Here is a 19,807-nt window from a genome sequence, read left to right on the forward strand (position 1 = left end):
ACGCACGATGACGAATCTGAACATCACGTATCAGGAGATGTCGGACAGCGCGAGCAAGATGCGCAACAACAAGGCTGACATCGACCAGAAGCTCACCGAGTGCAAGAACATCGTCGACAACCTCACCGGCTCGGGGTTCGTCACCGACCAGGCGTCCGGCAGGTTCGACGAGGTGCACACCGAATTCGTCACGTCGGCCAACCAGGCCATGGAGACGCTGGACCAGTTGTCGCAGTGGCTCGACAAGGCCGTGGACGCGATGCAGGACATGGACACCCAGCTCGCCAGCTCGCTCAACCAGAAGTAAGCGGGCCGCGGCCGGTCCACCGGCGCCGCCCGCACCCCGCGCCGGGCGTGCGGGCGTCCGATCCACGAGGGGGGAACCATGCCCATGATGATCACCATCGCCCGATCCCCCGACTGGTCGGCCGACGTCGCGGTGGACGCCGATCCCACCACCCCGCTCCGCGATGTCGTCAAGAACCTGCTGGACAGTCTCGACGGGTCGCGGCCCCCGACGCTCGGTGGCCCGGCGGAGGCGGCGGTCTACCTCGCCGACCAGCCGCTCGACCTCTCGCTGCCCCTGGCCGGCAGCGGCATCCACGACGGCACCGTGCTCTGGCTCGACCGGCCCGGACCCGCGGAGACCCCGCCCGTCGGCCTGGTGACCGTCCGGGCCGTCGCGGGCGCGGGCGCGGGACGGATCTGGTTCCTCGGCGCGGGCGAGTACCGCGTCGGATCGGGCGCCGACTGCCAGGTCGACGTGGGCGGCGGGCCGCCGGTGGCCGCCGTCGTCCGGATCTCCCTCGACGCCTCGGTACGGGTGCGCGCCGTCGGGCACTCCGCGCTGCTCGACCGCGTCGCCCTGCCCGACCACGACATGGCCTGGCCGGAGACGGTCCAACTCCTGGTCGGGGAGACCTTCCTGGAGGCGCACCCCCTGCTGCGCCCCGACGCCGTCGTCGAGCCCTCGCCCGACGGCGAGTACCTCGACTACAACCGCCCTCCCCGGCTGCTTCCCCCCGTGCAGCACACCGTGTTCCGGCTGCCGTCCCAGCCCAGGCCGCCCTCCCTGAACGCGCTGCCGTGGCTGACCGCGGCCCTGCCCGCCGTCCTCGGCAGCCTCATCGCGGTGATGTTCCACAACCCGATGTTCCTGATGATGGCGGCGATGTCGCCGGTCATGATGCTCGGGAGCTGGTTCACCGGACGGCGGCAGGGCCGGATCAGCCACCGCCGCCAAGTGGCCGAGTACGGAGCCCAGTTGGAGGCGACCGAGGCCGAGATCGCGACGGCGCTCGAACAGGAGCGCCGCGACCGCCGCGCCGCGAGCCCCGACCCCGCCGAACTGCTCGTCATCGCCACCGGCCCGCGGTCCCGGCTCTGGGAACGCCGCCGCACCGACCCCGACCACCTGCTGGTCAGGGTCGGCATCGCCGACCTGCCCACGGCCATCGCCGTCGAACAGGGCGACGGCACGCGGCGCGGCCGGGACCTGCGCGCGGCCCCCGACGTACCGGCCGCCTTCTCCATCGCGGAGGCCGGAGTCGTCGGCGTCGTGGGACCCGAGGGCTGGCCGCGGCACATGGCGCGCTGGCTGACCGGACAGCTCGCCGTCCTCCAGAGCCCCCGCGACGTGCAGTTGTACATCCTGACCGACCCGGCGGGCGAGTCCCTGTGGGAGTGGGCCGCCTGGCTGCCGCACTCCCGGCCGCTGCTGGGCCAGCAGGCCCTGTCCCTGATGGGCGCCGACGCCGAGACCCTCGGCCGCCGGGTCGCGGAACTGAGCGAACTCATCCACGTACGCCAGCAGGCCCGGCTCAACGCCGGGGTCGGCGCCGCGTTCGCGGATCCCGACGTCGTCGTGCTGATGGACGGCGCCCGGCGGCTGCGGGCGCTGCCCGGAGTGGTGGCGATCCTCCAGGAAGGCCCCGCGGTCGGCGTCTACAGCATCTGCGTGGACGCCGACGAGCGGACACTGCCCGAGGAGTGCGCGACCGTCGTCATCGGCGGCGGCTCGCGGCCGGCCACCCTGCGCAGACAGCGCGCCGCGCAGGTCGACGGCATCGTCTCCGACGAGGTCCCGGAGAGCTGGTACGCCTCGGCCGGACGCAGACTGGCGCCGCTGCGCGACGTCAGCGAGAACCAGGGCGACGCCGCCCTGCCCGCCTCCGCGCGGCTGCTGGAGATCCTGGGCCTCGAAGAGCCGACCCCCGCGGCGATCGCCGCCCGCTGGCGTTCCTCCGGCCGTGGCACCAAGGCCGTCGTCGGCTACTCGCTCAACGGGCCGTTCGCCCTGGACCTGGTCAACCACGGCCCGCACGGACTCGTGGCGGGCACCACGGGCTCGGGCAAGTCCGAGTTCCTGCAGAGCCTGGTGGCCTCGCTGGCCGTCGCCAACCGCCCGGACGCCATGACCTTCGTCCTGGTCGACTACAAGGGCGGCGCCGCGTTCAAGGACTGCGTCGACCTGCCCCACACCGTCGGCCTGGTGACCGACCTCGACCCGCACCTCGTCGAGCGGGCCCTGACCTCGCTGAGCGCCGAACTCACCCACCGCGAGCACCAGTTGGCGGCGGCGGGCGCCAAGGACCTGGAGGACTACCTCGATTACGCGGGCCGCAGGCCGGAACTGCCCCCCATTCCCCGACTGGTCATCGTCATCGACGAGTTCGCCTCGATGGCGCGTGAACTGCCCGACTTCGTCACCGGCCTGGTCAACATCGCCCAGCGCGGGCGCTCTCTCGGCATCCACCTGATCCTGGCGACGCAGCGCCCGTCCGGCGTGGTGTCGGCGGAGATCCGCGCCAACACCAACCTGCGGGTCGCCCTGCGGGTGACCGACGCGGGGGAGAGCACCGACGTCATCGACGCCCGGGAGGCCGCGGCCATCACGACGGCCACGCCCGGACGGGCGTACGCGCGGCTCGGGCACAGCTCGCTGATCCCGTTCCAGACCGGCCGGGTCGGGGGCCGCCGTCCGATGGCCGACAGGACCGCCGCGACGGCCGCGCCCTTCCTGCGCCCGGTCTCCTGGCTCGACCTCGGCCTGCCCGCGCCCCAGCGTCCGCGCACCGTCGCCGAGACCGACGAGGTGACCGACCTGTCGGTCCTGGTGTCGGCCATCGGCCAGGCCAACGCCATGCTGGGCATCGCCGCGCAGCGCCGCCCGTGGCTGCCGCCGCTGCCGCTGTCCGCGGTGGTCGACCTGACGGCCGACCCGGTCCGCGGCTCCCGGCAGGACCCGTCCTTCTCGTGGGCCATCCAGGACCTGCCGATGCGGCAGCGCCAGGAGACGGTGACGGTGGACCTGGCCACCTTCGGCCACCTGCACATCGTCGGCGCGCCCCGCTCGGGCCGCTCCATGGCGCTGCGCACCTTCGCCGCCGCGGCGGCCAGCCAGTCCACCGTCGCCGACCTGCACCTGTACGGGCTCGACTGCGGCAACGGCGCCCTGCTGCCGCTCACCCGGCTGCCGCACTGCGGCGCGGTGGTGCAGCGCTCGGAGACCGACCGCGCAGCCCGGCTGCTCAGGCGGCTGCACGCCGAGGTGCAGAACCGTCAACGACTGCTCGGCGAAGGCGGGTTCGCCGATGTGACCGAGCAGCGGGCGGCCCGGCCCGAGGTCGAACGGCTGCCGCACATCGTGCTGCTGCTCGACCGCTGGGAGGGGTTCATGGGTACCCTCAGCGAGTACGACAGCGGGTCGCTGACCAATCTGATCCAGACCCTGCACCGGGAAGGCGCGAGCGCCGGGGTGCACCTGGTCATCGCGGGCGACCACATGCTGCTGAGCGGCCGGATGAGTTCGCTGTGCGACGACAAGCTGGTGCTGCGGCTCTCCGACCGCAGCGACATGGGCCTGGCGGGGCTGAACTCGCGGAAGATCCCGGAGAATCTGCCGCCGGGCCGCGGCTACCGCGCGCCCAGCGCGATCGAGACCCAGGTCGGGCTCGTGGCGGACGACCCGGCGGGCCCCGCGCAGGCCGCCGCCGTGCACGCGCTGGCGGCCCGGCTCACCGAACGCGAGGCGGGAGTCCCCAAATCGGCCCGCCCCAACCGGATCGCGGTGCTGCCCACCCAACTCTCCTTCGACCAGGCGTGGGAGATGGTGGAGGAGACGCCGAAGCCCATGTGGGCGCTGGTGGGCGTCGCGGGCGACGACCTCGAACCCGTCGGCGCCGACCTGATGGGCGATCAGCCGACCTTCCTGGTCGCGGGACCGTCCAGGTCGGGGCGGAGCACCGCGCTGACCGTCATGACCGAGTCGCTGCTGCGCGGCGGCGTCGAGATCGTCATCGGCGCTCCCATGAACTCACCGCTGCGGGCCTTCGAGGGCAGGACCGGGGTGCGCGGTGTCATCACCGCGGACGCCCCCACCGAGCAGCAGTTCTCCGATCTGCTGAACCCCGGTGACGGGCCCGTCGTCCTCGTGGTCGACGACGCCGAGACCTGGCGCGACCTGCCGTGCCGCGACTGGCTGAAGGCGTTCGTGAAGAAGGCGTCGGGAAGCAGGCGGGGCGTGGTCCTCGGCGGGGACGTCGCCTCGGTGGCGATGGGCTTCTCCGGCTGGCAGTCCGAGGTCAAGCGCAACCGGCGCGGCGTCCTGCTGTCGCCGCCCACCTTGAACGACGGCGACCTGGTGGGGGTGCGGCTGTCCCGCTCCCAGCTCGCCGCCAGGGTCGTACCGGGCGCCGCCCTGGTGCACCTGGGCAGCGGCAGCCTGCTGCCCGCCCAGATCCCGCTGCCGCCGGCCGCCGGCGAGCCCGCACGCGACAACTCCGCACACGACAACAGGGAGCAGTGATGGCGGACCTCGTGGTGAAGGACCTCCAGAGCCTCGCGAGCGACCTCAGCGAGCTGATCGGTCAGTTCGAGGGAGCGCTGGACTTCCAGAACGACGACAAGGGCCTGTGGGGTCAGCTCAACGCCAACCTGTCGATGGGCGACTTCGCCGACAACTGGACCGTGCACCGTGACGCGATGGTCAAGTCCATGAAGAGCCTGCGCGACAAGGTCAACAAGGTCGACGAGGCGTGGGCGCAGGCGGACCAGCAGTTGCTGGACTCGTTCGAGGACGGCTGAGCCGATGACTGGGTCCATGGCCGGGCCCACGGCTGGGTTTACGGCTGAGCGCCAGGACGGCTGACGAGCGTCACAAGGAGAACCGCATGTCCATCAGAAACCTCGACTGGTCGCCACTGGACCGGCACTCGGACCCGATCCACACCGACCTCGACGTGGTGAGCGGCGCGCAGACGCGCTACCAGCACATCGCCGACACCATCGACGACGCGATCACCAAGCTCCAGCGGATCGTCGACACCGACAGCGACAGCCTGGCGGGCCAGTACGTGGAGGGCCTGAGGTCCGAGGCGACCAGCGTCAAGGACAGCCTCACCAAGGCCGCGGTGCGCTACCACGACGTCGCCGCGGAGATCAAGAAGTACGAGCCCGACCTCGAACAGGGGCTGAACGAGACGGCCGCCGCGCGCACCGACGCCGAAGATGCCAAGAACGACCAGACCAAGGCGCACGCCATGCCCGACCCGCAGAAGCAGTCGGACGGCACCACCACCCCCGAGGAGCAGCAGAAGGGCTCCGACAAGGACAAGGCGAACGCCGACGCGGACGGGAAGCTGGCGGCGGCCAAGACGCGGCTGACCAACGCGATGGACGCGCTGAACGTCGCGGGCAAGCGCTTCGGCGACGCGGTCAACTGCAAGAAGTACGACGACGGCCTGACCGACTCCTGGAAGGACAAGCTCGACGCCGTCATGGCCAAGATCAGCCAGATCTTCGCCATCATCGGCATGATCCTCGGAGTCCTCGCGATCCTCATCCCCGGCGTGAACGCGCTGATCATCGCCGGAGTGGTGGCAGGCGCGATCACCCTGGTCGCCAACATCGTGCTGTACGCCCACGGCAAGGGCAGCCTGGTCGACGTGATCCTCGGGGCGGTCGGTCTCGGCCTCGCGGGCATCGGCGCCATCGCCTCGCTGGCCGCCAAGGGCCTGGCCAACGCGGCCAAGACGCTCGGCCAGCTGGCCGGCCGGCCCCGCCCGGTGACGACCAACCCCCCGCAACTGCACTGGGGTCCCGGTGCGCCGATCGAGCTGACCCCGATGGGGCCCGCGGCGGGCGCGGGCACCCGCACCGGGCCGAGCGTGATCGGCGGGGTGAACACCGTGCCCGGCGACTTCGTCATGCCGATCAACCCGGCCACCGGCTGGACGAACATGTCGGACTGGTTCAACAACCCCGCCACCAACTGGCTGTTGGGCAAATTCGGGGCCATCACCCCCGAACTGGGCTTCTGGGAGTCGGCGGGACTTCAGTTCAAGGGCGCCGGCGCGATGTGGGGAAAGCTGTTCACCGATCCGCTGAACTTCGCCAAGGACTGGGCCGGTGTCATCGGCGGTCTGAGCGGCTTCCGCGACCTGTCGGCCGTCATGGCGGCCATCGGCGGCAAGATCTCCCCGCTCTGGTACGTCTGGGGCGGCCTCAACGGCGCCTTCGGCATGGGCGGTCTGATCTACACCGGCGGACGCCTGGTCGGCTGGATTCCCGCGGTCAACCCGCCCGGTGTGGCCGCCTCATGACCAGGGGAGACGACATGAGCGACGACCTGGCCGCGCCGGACGGACTGCCCTGGCACTGGGAATGGGTGCCCGACATCCGGCCGGACGACGAAGAGTACGCGGCCTGGACCGCGCACATCGTGGCGCTCTTCGCCGACTGGACGTCCGAGGGCCTGGACGCGGCGCGGCTGGCCTGGCCCGCCGAGGCGGGCGTCGAATTCCCCTTCACGTCCGACATGGTGGGGCAGGGCGCCGCCGCATGGCTGCTGCACCGGGCGGGCCAACTGCCCGCGTGGTCCCGGCTCGCCTGGGGCGCGGCATTCGTGCAGGGCAGCGCGCGCTGGGCGCCGGTCCCGGTGGTGGTGGAATTCCGCCGCCCCCGGGAGGAGGACCCCAACTACCTGATGGAGGTCGTCGGCGCCTCCGGCCGCGACGGCGACGCCCGGCAGCCGACGATCGACTACGTGACGACCCCGATCGGCGACGGAGTGCAGGTCTTCGCCCTCGGACGGACCCCGGAGGGCGCGGCGTTCGGACGCGCCGAAGCCGCGATGCGCCTGGACGTGCCGCCGGTCGGCGGCGCCGCGAGCGTCAGCTCCGACGTCGTCCTGACCACGGTCGTCTTCGAGATGGGGCTGATGGCGCTGATCAGCGCGGGCGTGGAGCAGTTGATGCAGCAGATCGCCCACGACTGCGCGCCCCCGGCCGACGGGGGCCCGGCCAGGCTCGGGTTCGCCACCACCACCGAGGGGAGCCAGCGGTGATCGACTTCGAACTCGTCCTCCCCGACGGCTGGGTGCAGATTCCCACCACGCCCGACACGACCGCGCTGCGCCGCAGGACCGTCGACGCGGTGATCCGCCACCATGTGCCGGACTCGCTGCCGCGCGACTCGGCGGGCCCGTGGCGGCGGATGCTGCGCAAGGAGCTGACGGAGGCGACGGAGGAGGCCGCGCGGCAGAACGCCCGCTCGGTGCTGCTCCCGCTCCAGGAGTTCAGCGGCGTCCGGCTGCCCGGATCGATGCTGGTGACGGTCCTGGAGAGCCAGGACGAGACCGAGGACCCGGAGAAGCTGCTGGCCTCCCTCCTCGCCGACGCCGGGGCCGACGGCACCTATCTGGAGATCGGCGGAGCCCCGGCGGTACGGGTCGCCTCGGTGGTGGACAGCAGCCGGGTCGGCCGCAAGGCGCCGTCCTGGCGGGTCTCGTACTACGTCTCGAACCCCGACGCGCCCGGCACCTGGGGGCTGCTGACCTTCACCGTGCTGACCGACGGCGACATCGACGCGGAACCCGTACAGGCCGTCGTGCTGCTCTTCGACATGATCGTCACGACTCTGCGCTGGGCGAACCGCGTCGACGTCCCCACCCAGGACGAGGTGCTGGCCCAACTGGCCGAGATGGACCGGCCCGCACCGGATCAGCAGCCGACCGGCTCGTCGGCCTCCGCGCGGAGCGAGCCGTCGGCCGACGCCTCCGGCGCGTGAACCGAACGCGAAGAAAGTATGAAGCGGCCCCGGCCACGCTGGTCGTATGACAGTCGTCGCCACTTCCGCGCCGATCAGCCCGACCCGGGTGCGGATCGCCATCGTGAGCCCGGACATCCTCGCCCAGATCCGCCAGGTCTTCGCCCGTAAGAACCTCGACGTGGAATTCCTGCGGATGCCCTACGTCGAGGTGGCCGTCGCCCCCGCCGCCGCGCCCGCGGTCCCTCAGATTGGGCAGGACCCGCGCCGGCTGTGCGCGGAGTACCGGCTGAGCGCGGTCGCGGTGGAGAGCCTGCCGCCCGCGGGACCACCGGCCCTGGATGTACGGCCGCACGCGCCCGCGGCCCCCGAGGACACCGCCCCCGAGGACCCGGCCCCGGCCCTGTCCCGCCGTCAGCACGAAGTGATGGCCCTGGTCTCCCGAGGCGCGCGCAACGCCGAGATCGCCGCGCGCCTGCACGTGAGCGAGAAGACCGTGAAGAACCACATCAACCGGATCTTCAGGTCGCTGGGTGCCGAGAGCCGGGTCGAGGCGGTGCTGATCTGGCAGCGGGGACAGCGCGGACCGTGGGACGGTACCGACCGGCGCGCGGTCCTGGCTGCTCGGCCGGAGCTTCCCGCGGTCCCGCGTCCAGAGCGCGCAGGAACTCCGTGACGTCGCCGACCTCCTCCGCGCCCAGCTCCCTCAGGCGCGACAGCGCCCGGTCCGCGAGGGCGCGGGCGGAGTCCGGTTCCGCCCTGGCCCGCTTCACCTTGGCGAGACCGAACAGCGTCAGCGCCTCGTGGTAGTGGTCGCCGCTCGACTCGCACAGCGTCAACGCCTCCTGGAAGTACCGCAGCGCCTTCTCGTCGTGGGCGAGCCCGTACTCGGCGCCGCCCAGATTGATCAGGATGTTGGCCTCCAGCAGGACGTTCCCGCAGCGCCGTGACACCGCGAGGCCGAAGGTGCCGTACCAGAGCGAGTCCTCGAACTCGCCCAGCTCGGCGTGGAGTTCGCACAGCACGTCCAGGCAGCCCGCCTCGTAGTACTCGTGGCCGCTGTGGCGGGCCAGGTCCAGGGCCTGACTGGCGTAGGACAGCGCGGCCCGGTACTCCTTGGCCTCACGGAGCGTGGACGCCAGATTCCCCAGCAGGCTGGTGCGCAGGACGTCGTCGCCCAGGTCCTCCAACAGCCGCAGACCGCGCCGCTGTTCGTGCACCGCGGCCTCGTTGTCCCCCAACCGGGAGTAGGCCACGCCCAGATGGTTGAGCAGCACCGCCTGGGCCCGCCGGTCCTCGACCATCTCGGTGCTGCGCACCCCGAGCCGCAGCACCTCGACCCAGTCCTTGGTCTGCCCGGCCGCGTAGAAGTAGTCGAAGAGCAGATAGGCTAACTGCCACGCCTCGTCGTGGCAGCCGATGCGCTGCGCGGTGCGCAGGAGCGGGGAGATGTTGTCCCACTCCTGCACGCACCAGGTCACCAACTCCTTCTGGTCCGCGAAGCGCAGCGGCGCGTGCGGGGCCACCGGGTCGAGGGTGAAGGGGAGTTTGACCGCGTTGGACTTGTAGTCCTGCGTGAGGGTCCGCACATACCAGTGCAGCACCCTGCGCAGCGCCCCCTTGCGGGACTCGGCGCTCTCGCCGTCGCCGGAGACCTCCTCGGCGTAGATACGGGTCAGGTCGTGCATCCAGTAGCCGTTGCCGGTGGTCTCCATCAGGTGCTGCGCGGCGAGATTGCGCAGCGCGGCGGCGGCCACCGGCGCCGGGACGTCCAGCAGCGCGGTGGCCGCCTCCGCGCGGATGCTCACCCCGGGGAACAGCCCCAGCGTGCGGAAGGCGTGCGCCGCCCGCGCGTCCAGCCGGGCGTAGGACCAGGAGAGCACGCCGCGCACCGAGTACAGCTCGTCGTCCGGGATCTGGAGCGCGTCGAGCCGGTACCGCACGTCCTCCAACTCGGCCGCCAGGTCGGCGATCCGCACCTGGGACGACCCGGAGGTCACCTGCTCCGAGGCGATCCGCAGGGCCAGCGGCAGGCGGTCGCACAGCTCGGCCAGCCGCCGGGCCGCGGGCAGTTCGGCGCCGACCCGCGCGTCCCCGATCGAGGTGCGCAGCATGCTCAGCGACTCGTCGGCGGTGAGCGGGGAGAGCGTCTCGCGGTGCGCCGAGTACCGCACCGCGAGGCCGCTGAGCCGGTTGCGGCTGGTCACGACGACGAAGGAGGGGCCGTCGCCCGGCAGCAGGTCCTCGACCTGGTCGGCCGACTCGGCGTTGTCCAGCACGATGAGCATGCGCTTGTCCCGGACGATGCTGCGCCACAGCGCGACCCGCTCCTCCTGGTCGGTCGGGACCGTCCCCGCGTGCGAGGAGACGAGCAGGTGGTGCAGGGCGTCGGCGGGGGAGCGGGCCGGGCGCTTGGGGTCGAAGCCGCGCAGGTTCACATACAACTGGCCGTCCGGGTACGCGTCGGCCAGCAAGTGGGCGCACCGCACCGCCAGCGCGGTCTTGCCCACGCCCCCGACCCCGACGACCATCACGATCCGCGGGGGCGCGGCCGCGCCCCCGCCGTCGGGCGCGGCGTCCCGCGCCGCGTCCAGCACCCGGCGCACCGCGTCCTCCCGGCCGATGAAGTCGGCGACCTCGCGCGGCAGTTGTGCGGGGCGCACCGGGGCCGCGGCGGGAGCGGGGGCGGCGGGCGCGGTGTCCGCACCGGCGCTGTCGGCCAGCAACGACGCGTACAGCGACCGCAGTTCGGCCGACGGGTCGATGCCCAGATCCTCGGCGAGGAGTTTGCGCAGATCGTGATAGCGGGCGAGCGCGTCGGCGGTCCTGCCGCTGCGGCTCAGGGCCGTGATCAGCAGGGCGCGCAGCCGCTCGTCGTAGGGATGGTCGGCCACGTGGAGCGCCAACCGGTCGGCCGCGGCGGCGGGTTGGGCCAGTTCCAGAAGCAGTTCGGCGTGCTCCACCACCAGCCGTAACCGAAGGTCGGCCGCCCAGGCGCGGTGCTCCGCAACGAACGGTCCCGGCAGACCGCCGAGCGCCGTGCCCGAGCGCCACAGGGCCAGCGCCTCCTCGAAGACGGTGACCGCGGCGGCCGGTTCCCGCCCGGCGGCCAGGGACCTGGCCCGCGCCGCCAGCCGCTCGGCCACCGTGACGTCGAGGCCGTCGGGGTCGAGCAGCAGCGAGTAACCCGCCGCCGAACTCGTCAGCGCCTCACCGAGACCGTCCAGCGCCCGGCGCAGACCGGACACGTAGGTGTGCAGGCTGCCGACGGCCGTGGTCGGGGGCGACTCGCCCCACACCCCGTCGATCAGACGGTCGCGCGAGACGACCGCGTTGCCGCTCAGCGCGAGGACGGCGAAGACCGCGCGCTGCTTCGGCGGGCCGAGAGCGAGTTCCCGTCCCGCCGCGTACGCGCGCAGCGGCCCGAGCGTCTCAACCCTCAGACGACCGTTGTCCATCACGGAACTCCCAGGAGGCGGTGCCCCGGCCCCGCACGGCACGCGCGCGGTTCCACGACTGCGATTCACGTCGTGGTTTCCTCCGCGTCGCATCGTCGCAACCGCACTATAGGCCGCGCCAACACCGTCCGACAGCCCGCACTCCGGCAGCACTGACGCCCCAGGCGTCCCACCGGGCGCGCCGGTGCGCGGGCCGCGGCGGACGCGCGCCCGGCGGTGGCCGAAACGTCATGGAAACCGGGGGTTGACGTGGTCGTGAGCCCGCTCTAACGTTCAGGCAGTTTATTTATCCAGTAAAGAAAGAGTGCGAATGAACGGGTCGTCGGGCGAGGATCTCACCAGTACCGCCGTGCTGGCACTGCTGGGCAGGGCAGGGCCGATGTCGCGGGCCGCGCTCGCGCGGGACCTCGGGATGAGTCCGGCGACGCTGACCCAGGTGACGCGGCGGCTGCTGACGCAAGGAGTGATCGAAGAGCTCGACCGGCAGGAGCCCTCCCGGGGCGGCCGTCGCGGTCGGCTGATCGGTCTGGTCGGCAGCGCCGGCCGGGCGCTGGGCGTCAAGGTGGCCGTCGACCACGTCGCGCTGGTCGACATGCGGCTGGACGGACGGGTCACGGAGACCATGACGGTCCCCTTCGACGCCACGGCGCTGGAGGCGGTGCCCGCGATCGCCGAACTCCTGCGGCCGTTCACCGAGTCCGCGCAGGGGGTGCCCCCGCTGCTGGGGATAGGAGTGGGCGTGCCGGGCACCGTCGACCGCCCGGACAGCGGGGTCGTGGACGCGGCGATGCTGAACTGGGAGAACGTGCCGCTCGGCACCATGCTCGGCGCCTCCTTGGGGCTCGCCGTCCTGGTGGAGAACGACGTCAACGCCCTGGGCAGCGGTGAGCGCCTGTACGGGCGGGGACGCAGCCTCAACGACTTCCTGGTGGTCACCATCGGCCGCGGCATCGGCCTGGCCGTCGTCGCGGGCGGGCATGTCTACCGGGGCGCCCACGGGGGCGCCGGAGACTTCGGCCACGTCCCGGTCGATCCGGACGGGCCGCCGTGCACCTGCGGGAATCGCGGCTGCCTGGAAGCCCTGATCAGCGATGACGTCCTGCTCCGTACGGCGCACTCGGCCGGCATCCTCGGCGAGGGCGCCACGCCCGCCGACCTCGCGGACCTCGCGAACGGCTCGGGCGGCGCCAACGGTGCGGACGGCACCAACGACTCGGGCGGCACCGATGACCGTACGGCGACGGCGCGTCGCATCCTGCGCGAGGCCGGACAGCTCCTGGGCCGCCAACTGGCGGGACTCGCCACGCTCCTGGACCCGCAGGAGATCGTGGTCATGGGGGAGGGGACCCGCTCCTGGCCCTGGTGGGAACCGGGCGTCCGGGAGGCGTTCGAACGTCACGCACCCCGCCGCGCCCGGGAACTGGCGATCACCGTCGAGCCGTACACGGACACCATCTGGGCGCAGGGCGCCGCCGCCCTGGTGCTCGCCGCGTCCCTGGACGGCGGAGTCGGCAGCGTCGATCCGCGTCGACGGATCCACGGGCTCGGCGGCGCGGCGGTCGAACGGAGCGCCAGATGACCATCGGCCCCCTTTCCGTACGCCCTGGCCGGGGACCGGTGTCCGCCCCGGCGTCCGTCCCGGCGGCCGCCGCCGCCCGACGGCGGAGGTGGCGCAACCGCGGCGCGGTGCTGTTCTTCCTGGCACCGAGCGCCGTCCCGCTGCTGCTGTTCACCTTCGCGCCGATGGTCTCCTCGCTGTGGATCAGCCTCCACTCCTGGGACCTGATCTCCCCGATGCGCTGGGTCGGATTCGCCAACTACCGCCACCTGCTGGGCGACGGCGACACCCGGGTCGCGTTCCTGCACACCGTGTACTTCATCGCCGGCTACCTCCCGCTGGTGTACGTGGGCGGCCTGGTCCTGGCGCTCGCCCTCAACCGCCGCATGCGGGGCCGCGGCGTCCTGCGGTCGGTCTACTTCCTGCCGGTCATCACCAGTTGGGTGATGGTCTCGCTGACCTGGAAGTGGATCCTCAGCCCCGACGGGGGACTGCTCAACCGGGTCCTGGGCGGCGTGGGCCTGCCCACCCCCGACTGGTGGGCCTCACCGACCTGGGCGCTGCCTTCGGTGATCCTCGCCTCGGCGTGGAAGGACCTCGGCTTCGTCATGGTCATCCTGCTGGCAGGGCTCCAGGCGATCCCGCGGGAGCTGTACGAAGCGGCCACCATCGACGGAGCGAACGCCTGGCAGCGGTTCCGGCGCATCACGCTTCCGCTGCTCTCGCCCTCCACCTACTTCGTCGTCCTCATCTCCCTGATCAACGGCTTCCAGGTGTTCGACCAGGTCTTCGTGATGACCGGCGGCGGCCCCGCCGGGTCCTCGCGCACCGTCGTCGAGGAGGTCTACGACCTGTCCTTCCGGTACGGGCAGGTCGGCGGCGGCTCGGCCCTGTCCTGGCTGCTCTTCGCCGTGATGATGGCCGTCACCGCGGTCATGACCCGAGTCCAGCGGCGGTGGGTGACCCATGCCTGAACTGACCACGACCCCCGCCCGACAGCCCGTGCCCGCGGCGGACCTCCCTCGCGTCCCGCCGTCCCGTACCGCGGACCGGGGCCCGCGCACGAGCACCCGCCGACGGCTGCGGGCCGCCGGCGTCACCGCCCTGGTCGTCCTCGGGGCGGCCGGAATGCTCTTCCCGTTCCTGTGGGTGCTGATCACCTCGCTGCAACCGCACGGCAGCGGGATCTCCGCCCCTTCCCTGATACCCGACACCGTCAGCGCGGACGGCTACCGCAGCCTCTTCCGCGCGATGCCCTTCACCCGGGTCGCCGTCAACAGCCTCTGCCTGGCCCTGGTCTCGACGGTCGTGCAGCTGATCACCAGCTCCATGGCCGCGTACGCCTTCTCCCGGCTGCGCTTCCGCGGCAGGGGCCTGGTCTTCGCCCTCTACCTCGCCACCATGATGATCCCGCTCCAGGTCCTGATCGTCCCGCTCTTCGCGGAGATGAAGGCCCTGAATCTGGTCGACACCTACTTCGCCCTGCTCGCCCCGACCCTCGCCTCGGGCTTCGGAGTCTTCCTGCTGCGCCAGGCCATGGACGCCGTACCCCGCGAACTGGACGAGGCGGCCCGGCTGGACGGCGCGGGACACCTGCGGATCTTCGGCTCTGTGGTGCTGCCGCTGGTACGCCCGTCGCTCGCGACCTTCTCCGTCTTCGCCTTCATGGCCAGCTGGAACAGCCTCCTGTGGCCGCTGGTCATCATCCGCTCGCCGGAGTTCAAGACCCTCCCGCTGGCACTGGCCGACCTCCAGGGCCAGTTCGGCACCCAGTGGAACGTGGTGATGGCCGGATCGGTCCTCAGCACCCTCCCGATCATGGCCATCTACCTCTTCGCCCAGAAGCACGTGGTCCAGAGCGTCGCCCAGTCGGGCCTGAAGTAGCCGGCCGCCCGAGCGGCCCCGCCCCCCGGCGCACCTCCCGAACACCCTCCCACTCGCCACCACCCCGAGGAATCCGCCATGCGCACCCGCCACATCACCCTCGCCACCGGTCTCGCGGCACTGGCCCTGACCAGTGCCTGCTCCCAGGGCTCCGCCACCAGAACGACCTCGGACAACGGTGTGACCACCGTCCGCTACATGACGTTCTCCTCCGCCCCCGACCACACCAAGGACCTCGACACGATCGTCGCCGCGTTCGAGAAGCAGTACCCCACCATCAAGATCCAGGTCCAGGCCGTCCCCTACGCCAACTACGCCACGACGCTCCAGACCTCGATCGCCGGCGGCACCGCGCCCGACACCTTCGAACTCGACCAGCAGAGCCTGGTCACCTACGCCTCCTCCGGCGCCCTGCTCGACCTGACGGACCCCGCCGCCGAGGAACCGGCCTACAAGGCGTCGGCGTACGCCCCGGCCAACCTCGAAGCGGCACAGTACAAGGGCAAGCAGTACGCGCTGCCGGAGTCCTTCTCCACCGTGGTCCTCATCTACAACAAGGACCTCTTCGCCAAGGCCGGCGTCCCCGTCCCCACCGCGGACTGGACCTGGAAGGACGAGCAGGCCGCCGCGCTCAAGCTCACCGACCGCGCCAAGGGCGTATGGGGCGACTACCAGCCCATCAGCTTCAACGAGTTCACCAAGGCCCTCGACCAGGCGGGCGGCTCCTTCTTCTCCGCCGACGGCGCGAGAGCGACCTTCGACAGCCCACAGGGCGTCGCCGCCGCGAGATGGCTGATCGGCAAGAACAACCGGACGATGCCCGACGCCGCGAAGAGCGCGAGCACCCCCGACTTCGACACCAACCTCTTCAAGGCCGGCAAGCTCGCCATGTGGCACAACGGCAACTGGCAGTTCAGCGCCCTGAAGGACGTCCCCTTCGGCTGGGACGTGGCCGTCGAGCCCGGTGACACCCACAAGGCCAGCGCGGTCTTCCAGAACTCCGTCGCCGTCTCCAAGGCCACCGCGCACTCCGGCGCGGCCTTCAAGTGGCTGAACTACCTGACCACGTCCGACATCACCGCGAAGACCCGCGTCGACTCCTCCTGGGAGCTCCCGCCGCTGTCCGACACCGGCAAGGTCGCCGGATACCTCACCGCGGGCAAGCCGGCCAACCGCCAGGCCGTCTTCGACTCCCTGAAGAACCAGGCCGCCTCGCCCGTCATCGCCAAGCAGCAGCAGATGCAGGACATCATCAACAACGCCCTCATCAACGCCGCCGCCGGCCGGACCGACGTCGCCAAGGCGCTGTCGCAGGCGGCCGCGCAGGTCACCGCCCTGCTGAAGTGAGACTTCGGGCGCCCGCGGGAGACCTGACACTCACGCGGGCGCCCGAACCCCCCGCTCCCCGCACCCCTCCGCCACACCCGGCGACACCCGTATCGCCCGCTTAGGAGACACCAGCCTTGTCCACCTCCACGACGCAGTCACCCGGCCACGCGCGCCTCGCCCGCCGCAGCCTGGAGGTGATCACCGCCCATCAGGCGGCCTCCGGGGCGTACCCGGCCTGCCCCGGCTACGAGGTCTACCGCTACTCGTGGTTCCGCGACGGCTCGTTCGTCGCGGAGGCCGCCTCGCGGTACGGCGCGACCGGTTCCGCCGACGCCTTCCACCGGTGGTGCGCCAAGGTGATCACGGACCGCGCTTCCCGTATCGAGCGGATCATCGCCGTACGGGCGGCGGGAGGACAGCCCGCCGAGGCCGATCTGCTGCCCACCCGGTACACCCTGGACGGCGCGGACACCGGGGACGTCGGCTGGTGGGACTTCCAGACCGACGGCTACGGCACCTGGCTGTGGGCGCTCACCGAGCACCTGCGCCGGCACGGCGGCGACCCCGCCCCCTACCGCGAGGCGATCCGCCTCACCGTCGGCTACCTCGCCGCGACCTGGGACCTGCCCTGCTACGACTGGTGGGAGGAGTCCAAGGAGCACCGGCACGGGGCCACCCTCGGCGCCATCCGCGGCGGCCTCGCGGCAGTCGGCGCGGCAGGGCTCGACACGGCGGGGCGCTGCGGACCCACGGTCACCCGGATCGACACCCTCGTCCGCGAACAGGGCCTGTACGGCGGCGGCCTGGCGAAGTGGCTGGGCGGGGCGGCGGTGGACGCGAGCCTGCTGGCCTGCCTGACCCCGTTCGGCTCCGTGGACCCGGCGGGACCGGTCGCGCGCGCGACGCTCGCCGCGATCGAGCGCGACCTGGTGGAGCCCGAAGGCGGCGTGCACCGCTACCTCCAGGACGTCTTCTACGGCGGCGGCCAGTGGCCCGTGCTCGCCGGGCTGCTCGGGTGGCACTACGCACGCGTCGGCCGTACCGGCGACGCCCTGCGCGAGCTGGAGTGGATCGCCTCGCGGTCCACCGCCGACGGACTGCTGCCGGAACAGGCCCCGGGCGTACGCCTGCTGGCGCCGGAACACCTCGCGCAGTGGGAGGAGCGGTGGGGGCCGAACGCCACCCCGCTGCTCTGGTCCCACGCCATGTACCTCATCCTCGCCCATGAACTCGGAGTCTCCGTATGATCCGCCACCGTCCGCACGGCTCGGGCCACCCCTACGAGCCGACCGACGACCAGCGCGTGCCCGTGATCCCGTCGGCGGGTGAGCCGTTCGAGGTACGCGCCTCCACCGGAGCCGATGTCGAGGCCGTGGTGTGCGAGTGGGACGCCGGTGACGGCGTCACCGCGCTGACCGCCGCCGTCGAAGGCGGCACCGACCCGGCCGGTGACAACGGCGGAGACTCGGACAGTCACCTCGCGGCGGCCGCGAGCGGGCGCGGCGACCGTACCCGCTGGGTCGTCCGCCCCGCCCCGCTCGCCGAGGGCACGGCCGCCCGCTACCGCTTCGTGGCCAGGCACCGCGACGGCCGCACCCGTGCCACGTCCTGGCACACCGTCGCCCCCGCGGTGTGGCGCGAGGGGGCCGCGCTGCTGCGGGTCACGGCGGACACCGGCCGCCTGGTCGAGGGGTCCGCCTCCAGGCTTGTGGCCGCCGACGGCACGGTGCTGCGGGTCCGCTTCGCGCTGCGGCTGGCGCCCGACGCGCATGTGGTCGGCTTCGGCGAGCGCTACAACGCCGTCGACCAACGCGGACACACCCTGGACGCCCAGGTCTTCGAGCAGTACAAGGGGCAGGGCTTCACCACCCGTACGTACCTGCCCATGCCGTTCGCGATGGTGCTCGGCGGGGACGGCGCGGACAACTGGGCCTTCCACGTCCGCACTTCGCGACGCACCTGGTACGACATCGCGGCGAGCGACCCGGACCTGCTGTGGATCGAGGCGCAGACCCCGCCGGACGGCGCGGTCGAGACGGTCTGCTTCGGCGGCGCGCCCCACGAGTTGCTGTCCGCCTTCCTGGACGAGGCCGGACGTCCCGAGGAACTGCCCGACTGGGTCTTCCGCTTGTGGGCCAGCGGCAACGAATGGAACACCCAGCAAAGGGTGATGGCCGAGATGGACCGCCACCGCGACGAGGACATCCCGGTCGGAGCGCTGGTCATCGAGGCGTGGAGCGACGAGGCGACCTTCACCGCTTTCCGGGACGCGCGGTACCCGGTCACGGAGGACGGCGCTCCGCACCGCCTGGCCGACTTCACCTTCCCGCCGGACGGCGCCTGGCCCGACCCCAAGGGCATGGTCGACGAGCTGCACAGCCGCGACATCAAGGTGCTGCTCTGGCAGATCCCGCTGATGAAGACGCGCCCGGCGCCGCGCGGCCAGGCCGCCGCCGACGCCCGCGCGATGATCGAGCACGGGTACACCGTCATGGAGGAGGGCGGCACGCGGCCCTACCGCAACAGGGGCTGGTGGTTCCCCCAGGCGCTGATGCCGGACCTGACCCACCCCAAGGCACGCCAGTGGTGGCTCGCCAAGCGCCGCTATCTGGTGGAGGAGGTCGGCGTCGACGGCTTCAAGACGGACGGCGGCGAACACGCCTGGGGCGACGACCTGCGGTACGACGACGGCACGACGGGCGCGCTGACCAACAATCTGTTCACCGTCGAATACCCGCGCGCGTACGGCGAGTTGCTGCGGGAGTGCGGCAAGGCGCCGGTCACCTTCAGCCGTGCCGGGTTCACCGGCTCGCAGAACGCGGGCGTCTTCTGGGCGGGCGACGAGGACTCCACCTGGGACGCCTACCGGCACTCCCTCACCGCCGGCATCACCGCCTCGGCCTGCGGCATCGTCTACTGGGGCTGGGACATCGCCGGGTTCTCCGGGGACGTCCCGGACGCCGAGCTGTACGTCAGGGCCCTCGCGGCGTCCTGCTTCATGCCGATCATGCAGTACCACTCGGAGTACAACCACCACCGGCTGCCGCTGCGCGACCGTACGCCGTGGAACATCGCGGACCGCTCCGGCGACCCGCGCGTGCTGGAGATCTCCCGGACGTACACCCACCTGCGCGAGCGGCTGGTGCCGTACCTGGCGCAGGAGACCCGCACCGGTCTGGCGCAGGGGAAGCCGCTGATGCGCGGGCTGTTCTTCGACGATCCCCGGGACCGGCGCATCTGGGACTTCCCCGACCAGTTCCGGCTCGGCTCCGCGCTCCTGGTCGCCCCGGTCACCGAGCCGGGCGCCACCGGCCGTGAGGTCTATCTGCCGCAGGGCGACTGGGTCGACGTCTGGACCGGGCGGACCCACACCGGCGGCCGGGTCGTCGAACGGGCCGCGCCGGTGGACCTCATTCCCGTGTACGCGACCGCCGACCGGTGGGCCGATCTGGAACCGGTCTTCACGACCGGCGGCTGACCGACGCCGCAGAGCGGTGGCGCACCCGACGCCTGCCCCGACGCCGCCCCGGCT

General features: G+C 72.1%; 13 protein-coding genes and 1 pseudogene. 13 read left to right on the forward strand and 1 reads right to left on the reverse strand.

The genetic code is table 11. The features are described from left to right. The first annotated feature begins 7 nt into the window (after positions 1-7). From ACFZAM_RS32550 to ACFZAM_RS32580, 7 genes are all read left to right on the forward strand, one after another. The gene (locus ACFZAM_RS32550; protein ID WP_188285763.1) at positions 8-307 is read left to right on the forward strand and encodes a WXG100 family type VII secretion target; all 300 of its coding nucleotides are present in this window, start codon (positions 8-10) and stop codon (positions 305-307) included. A gap of 78 nt (positions 308-385) precedes the next feature. Further along, positions 386-4,807 carry an FtsK/SpoIIIE domain-containing protein gene (locus tag ACFZAM_RS32555; RefSeq protein WP_391051221.1) on the forward strand — a complete coding sequence of 1,474 codons (4,422 nt, stop codon included), beginning with the start codon at positions 386-388 and terminating at the stop codon, positions 4,805-4,807. Then, entirely contained in the window at positions 4,807-5,085 is a 279-nt protein-coding gene (locus tag ACFZAM_RS32560) for a hypothetical protein (RefSeq protein WP_355335544.1), read from the forward strand. Before ACFZAM_RS32555 ends, ACFZAM_RS32560 begins: the two co-directional genes overlap by 1 nt. 86 nt (positions 5,086-5,171) lie before the next feature. Next, a complete protein-coding gene (locus ACFZAM_RS32565) occupies positions 5,172-6,602 on the forward strand; it encodes a hypothetical protein (RefSeq protein WP_391051224.1) in 1,431 nt (476 codons plus the stop codon). 14 nt (positions 6,603-6,616) lie between these two features. Then, positions 6,617-7,345, forward strand: coding sequence for a hypothetical protein (locus ACFZAM_RS32570; protein WP_391051226.1), 729 nt, complete (start codon positions 6,617-6,619; stop codon positions 7,343-7,345). Next, a complete protein-coding gene (locus ACFZAM_RS32575; RefSeq protein ID WP_391051227.1) occupies positions 7,342-8,067 on the forward strand; it encodes a hypothetical protein in 726 nt (241 codons plus the stop codon). The genes ACFZAM_RS32570 and ACFZAM_RS32575 overlap by 4 nt, the downstream gene beginning before the upstream one ends. Positions 8,068-8,113: 46 nt before the next feature. Further along, entirely contained in the window at positions 8,114-8,722 is a 609-nt protein-coding gene (locus tag ACFZAM_RS32580) for a LuxR C-terminal-related transcriptional regulator (protein ID WP_391051229.1), read from the forward strand. Between the two features lie 40 nt (positions 8,723-8,762). Here ACFZAM_RS32580 and ACFZAM_RS32585 read toward each other — a convergent pair. After that, positions 8,763-11,597 (reverse strand): annotated as a pseudogene (locus tag ACFZAM_RS32585) (BTAD domain-containing putative transcriptional regulator); the annotation flags it as partial. Positions 11,598-11,814: 217 nt separating this feature from the next. Between ACFZAM_RS32585 and ACFZAM_RS32590 the strand changes: the two are divergent. The 6 genes from ACFZAM_RS32590 (at position 11,815) to ACFZAM_RS32615 (ending at position 19,753) form a co-directional block, all read left to right on the forward strand. After that, positions 11,815-13,083 carry an ROK family protein gene (locus ACFZAM_RS32590; RefSeq protein WP_391051231.1) on the forward strand — a complete coding sequence of 423 codons (1,269 nt, stop codon included), beginning with the start codon at positions 11,815-11,817 and terminating at the stop codon, positions 13,081-13,083. Beyond that, positions 13,080-14,036, forward strand: coding sequence for an ABC transporter permease subunit (locus ACFZAM_RS32595; protein ID WP_391051233.1), 957 nt, complete (start codon positions 13,080-13,082; stop codon positions 14,034-14,036). Before ACFZAM_RS32590 ends, ACFZAM_RS32595 begins: the two co-directional genes overlap by 4 nt. After that, on the forward strand, positions 14,029-14,946 hold the full coding sequence (locus tag ACFZAM_RS32600; protein ID WP_355335528.1) for a carbohydrate ABC transporter permease: 918 nt from the start codon (positions 14,029-14,031) through the stop codon (positions 14,944-14,946). The genes ACFZAM_RS32595 and ACFZAM_RS32600 overlap by 8 nt, the downstream gene beginning before the upstream one ends. Positions 14,947-15,024: 78 nt before the next feature. Further along, the gene (locus tag ACFZAM_RS32605; RefSeq protein WP_391051236.1) at positions 15,025-16,293 is read left to right on the forward strand and encodes an extracellular solute-binding protein; all 1,269 of its coding nucleotides are present in this window, start codon (positions 15,025-15,027) and stop codon (positions 16,291-16,293) included. A gap of 116 nt (positions 16,294-16,409) precedes the next feature. Continuing rightward, on the forward strand, positions 16,410-17,522 hold the full coding sequence (locus ACFZAM_RS32610) for a glycoside hydrolase family 15 protein (protein WP_391051238.1): 1,113 nt from the start codon (positions 16,410-16,412) through the stop codon (positions 17,520-17,522). Then, positions 17,519-19,753, forward strand: a complete 2,235-nt coding sequence (locus ACFZAM_RS32615) for a TIM-barrel domain-containing protein (RefSeq protein ID WP_391051240.1) — start codon at positions 17,519-17,521, stop codon at positions 19,751-19,753. The genes ACFZAM_RS32610 and ACFZAM_RS32615 overlap by 4 nt, the downstream gene beginning before the upstream one ends. The last annotated feature ends 54 nt before the right edge of the window (positions 19,754-19,807 follow it).

The sequence above is a fragment of the Streptomyces sp. NPDC008079 genome, assembly GCF_042957385.1.
In the GTDB taxonomy this organism is placed as follows: Bacteria; Actinomycetota; Actinomycetes; order Streptomycetales; family Streptomycetaceae; genus Actinacidiphila.

What these genes read in the sequence shown, in the direction of transcription:
- ACFZAM_RS32580 (WP_391051229.1), top strand. Translation starts at nt 8,114, where the DNA reads ATGACAGTCGTCGCCACTTCCGCGCCGATCAGCCCGACCCGGGTGCGG.
- ACFZAM_RS32555 (WP_391051221.1), top strand. Translation starts at nt 386, where the DNA reads ATGCCCATGATGATCACCATCGCCCGATCCCCCGACTGGTCGGCCGAC.
- ACFZAM_RS32595 (WP_391051233.1), top strand. Translation starts at nt 13,080, where the DNA reads ATGACCATCGGCCCCCTTTCCGTACGCCCTGGCCGGGGACCGGTGTCC.
- ACFZAM_RS32550 (WP_188285763.1), top strand. Translation starts at nt 8, where the DNA reads ATGACGAATCTGAACATCACGTATCAGGAGATGTCGGACAGCGCGAGC.
- ACFZAM_RS32565 (WP_391051224.1), top strand. Translation starts at nt 5,172, where the DNA reads ATGTCCATCAGAAACCTCGACTGGTCGCCACTGGACCGGCACTCGGAC.
- ACFZAM_RS32590 (WP_391051231.1), top strand. Translation starts at nt 11,815, where the DNA reads ATGAACGGGTCGTCGGGCGAGGATCTCACCAGTACCGCCGTGCTGGCA.
- ACFZAM_RS32560 (WP_355335544.1), top strand. Translation starts at nt 4,807, where the DNA reads ATGGCGGACCTCGTGGTGAAGGACCTCCAGAGCCTCGCGAGCGACCTC.
- ACFZAM_RS32570 (WP_391051226.1), top strand. Translation starts at nt 6,617, where the DNA reads ATGAGCGACGACCTGGCCGCGCCGGACGGACTGCCCTGGCACTGGGAA.
- ACFZAM_RS32605 (WP_391051236.1), top strand. Translation starts at nt 15,025, where the DNA reads ATGCGCACCCGCCACATCACCCTCGCCACCGGTCTCGCGGCACTGGCC.
- ACFZAM_RS32600 (WP_355335528.1), top strand. Translation starts at nt 14,029, where the DNA reads ATGCCTGAACTGACCACGACCCCCGCCCGACAGCCCGTGCCCGCGGCG.
- ACFZAM_RS32615 (WP_391051240.1), top strand. Translation starts at nt 17,519, where the DNA reads ATGATCCGCCACCGTCCGCACGGCTCGGGCCACCCCTACGAGCCGACC.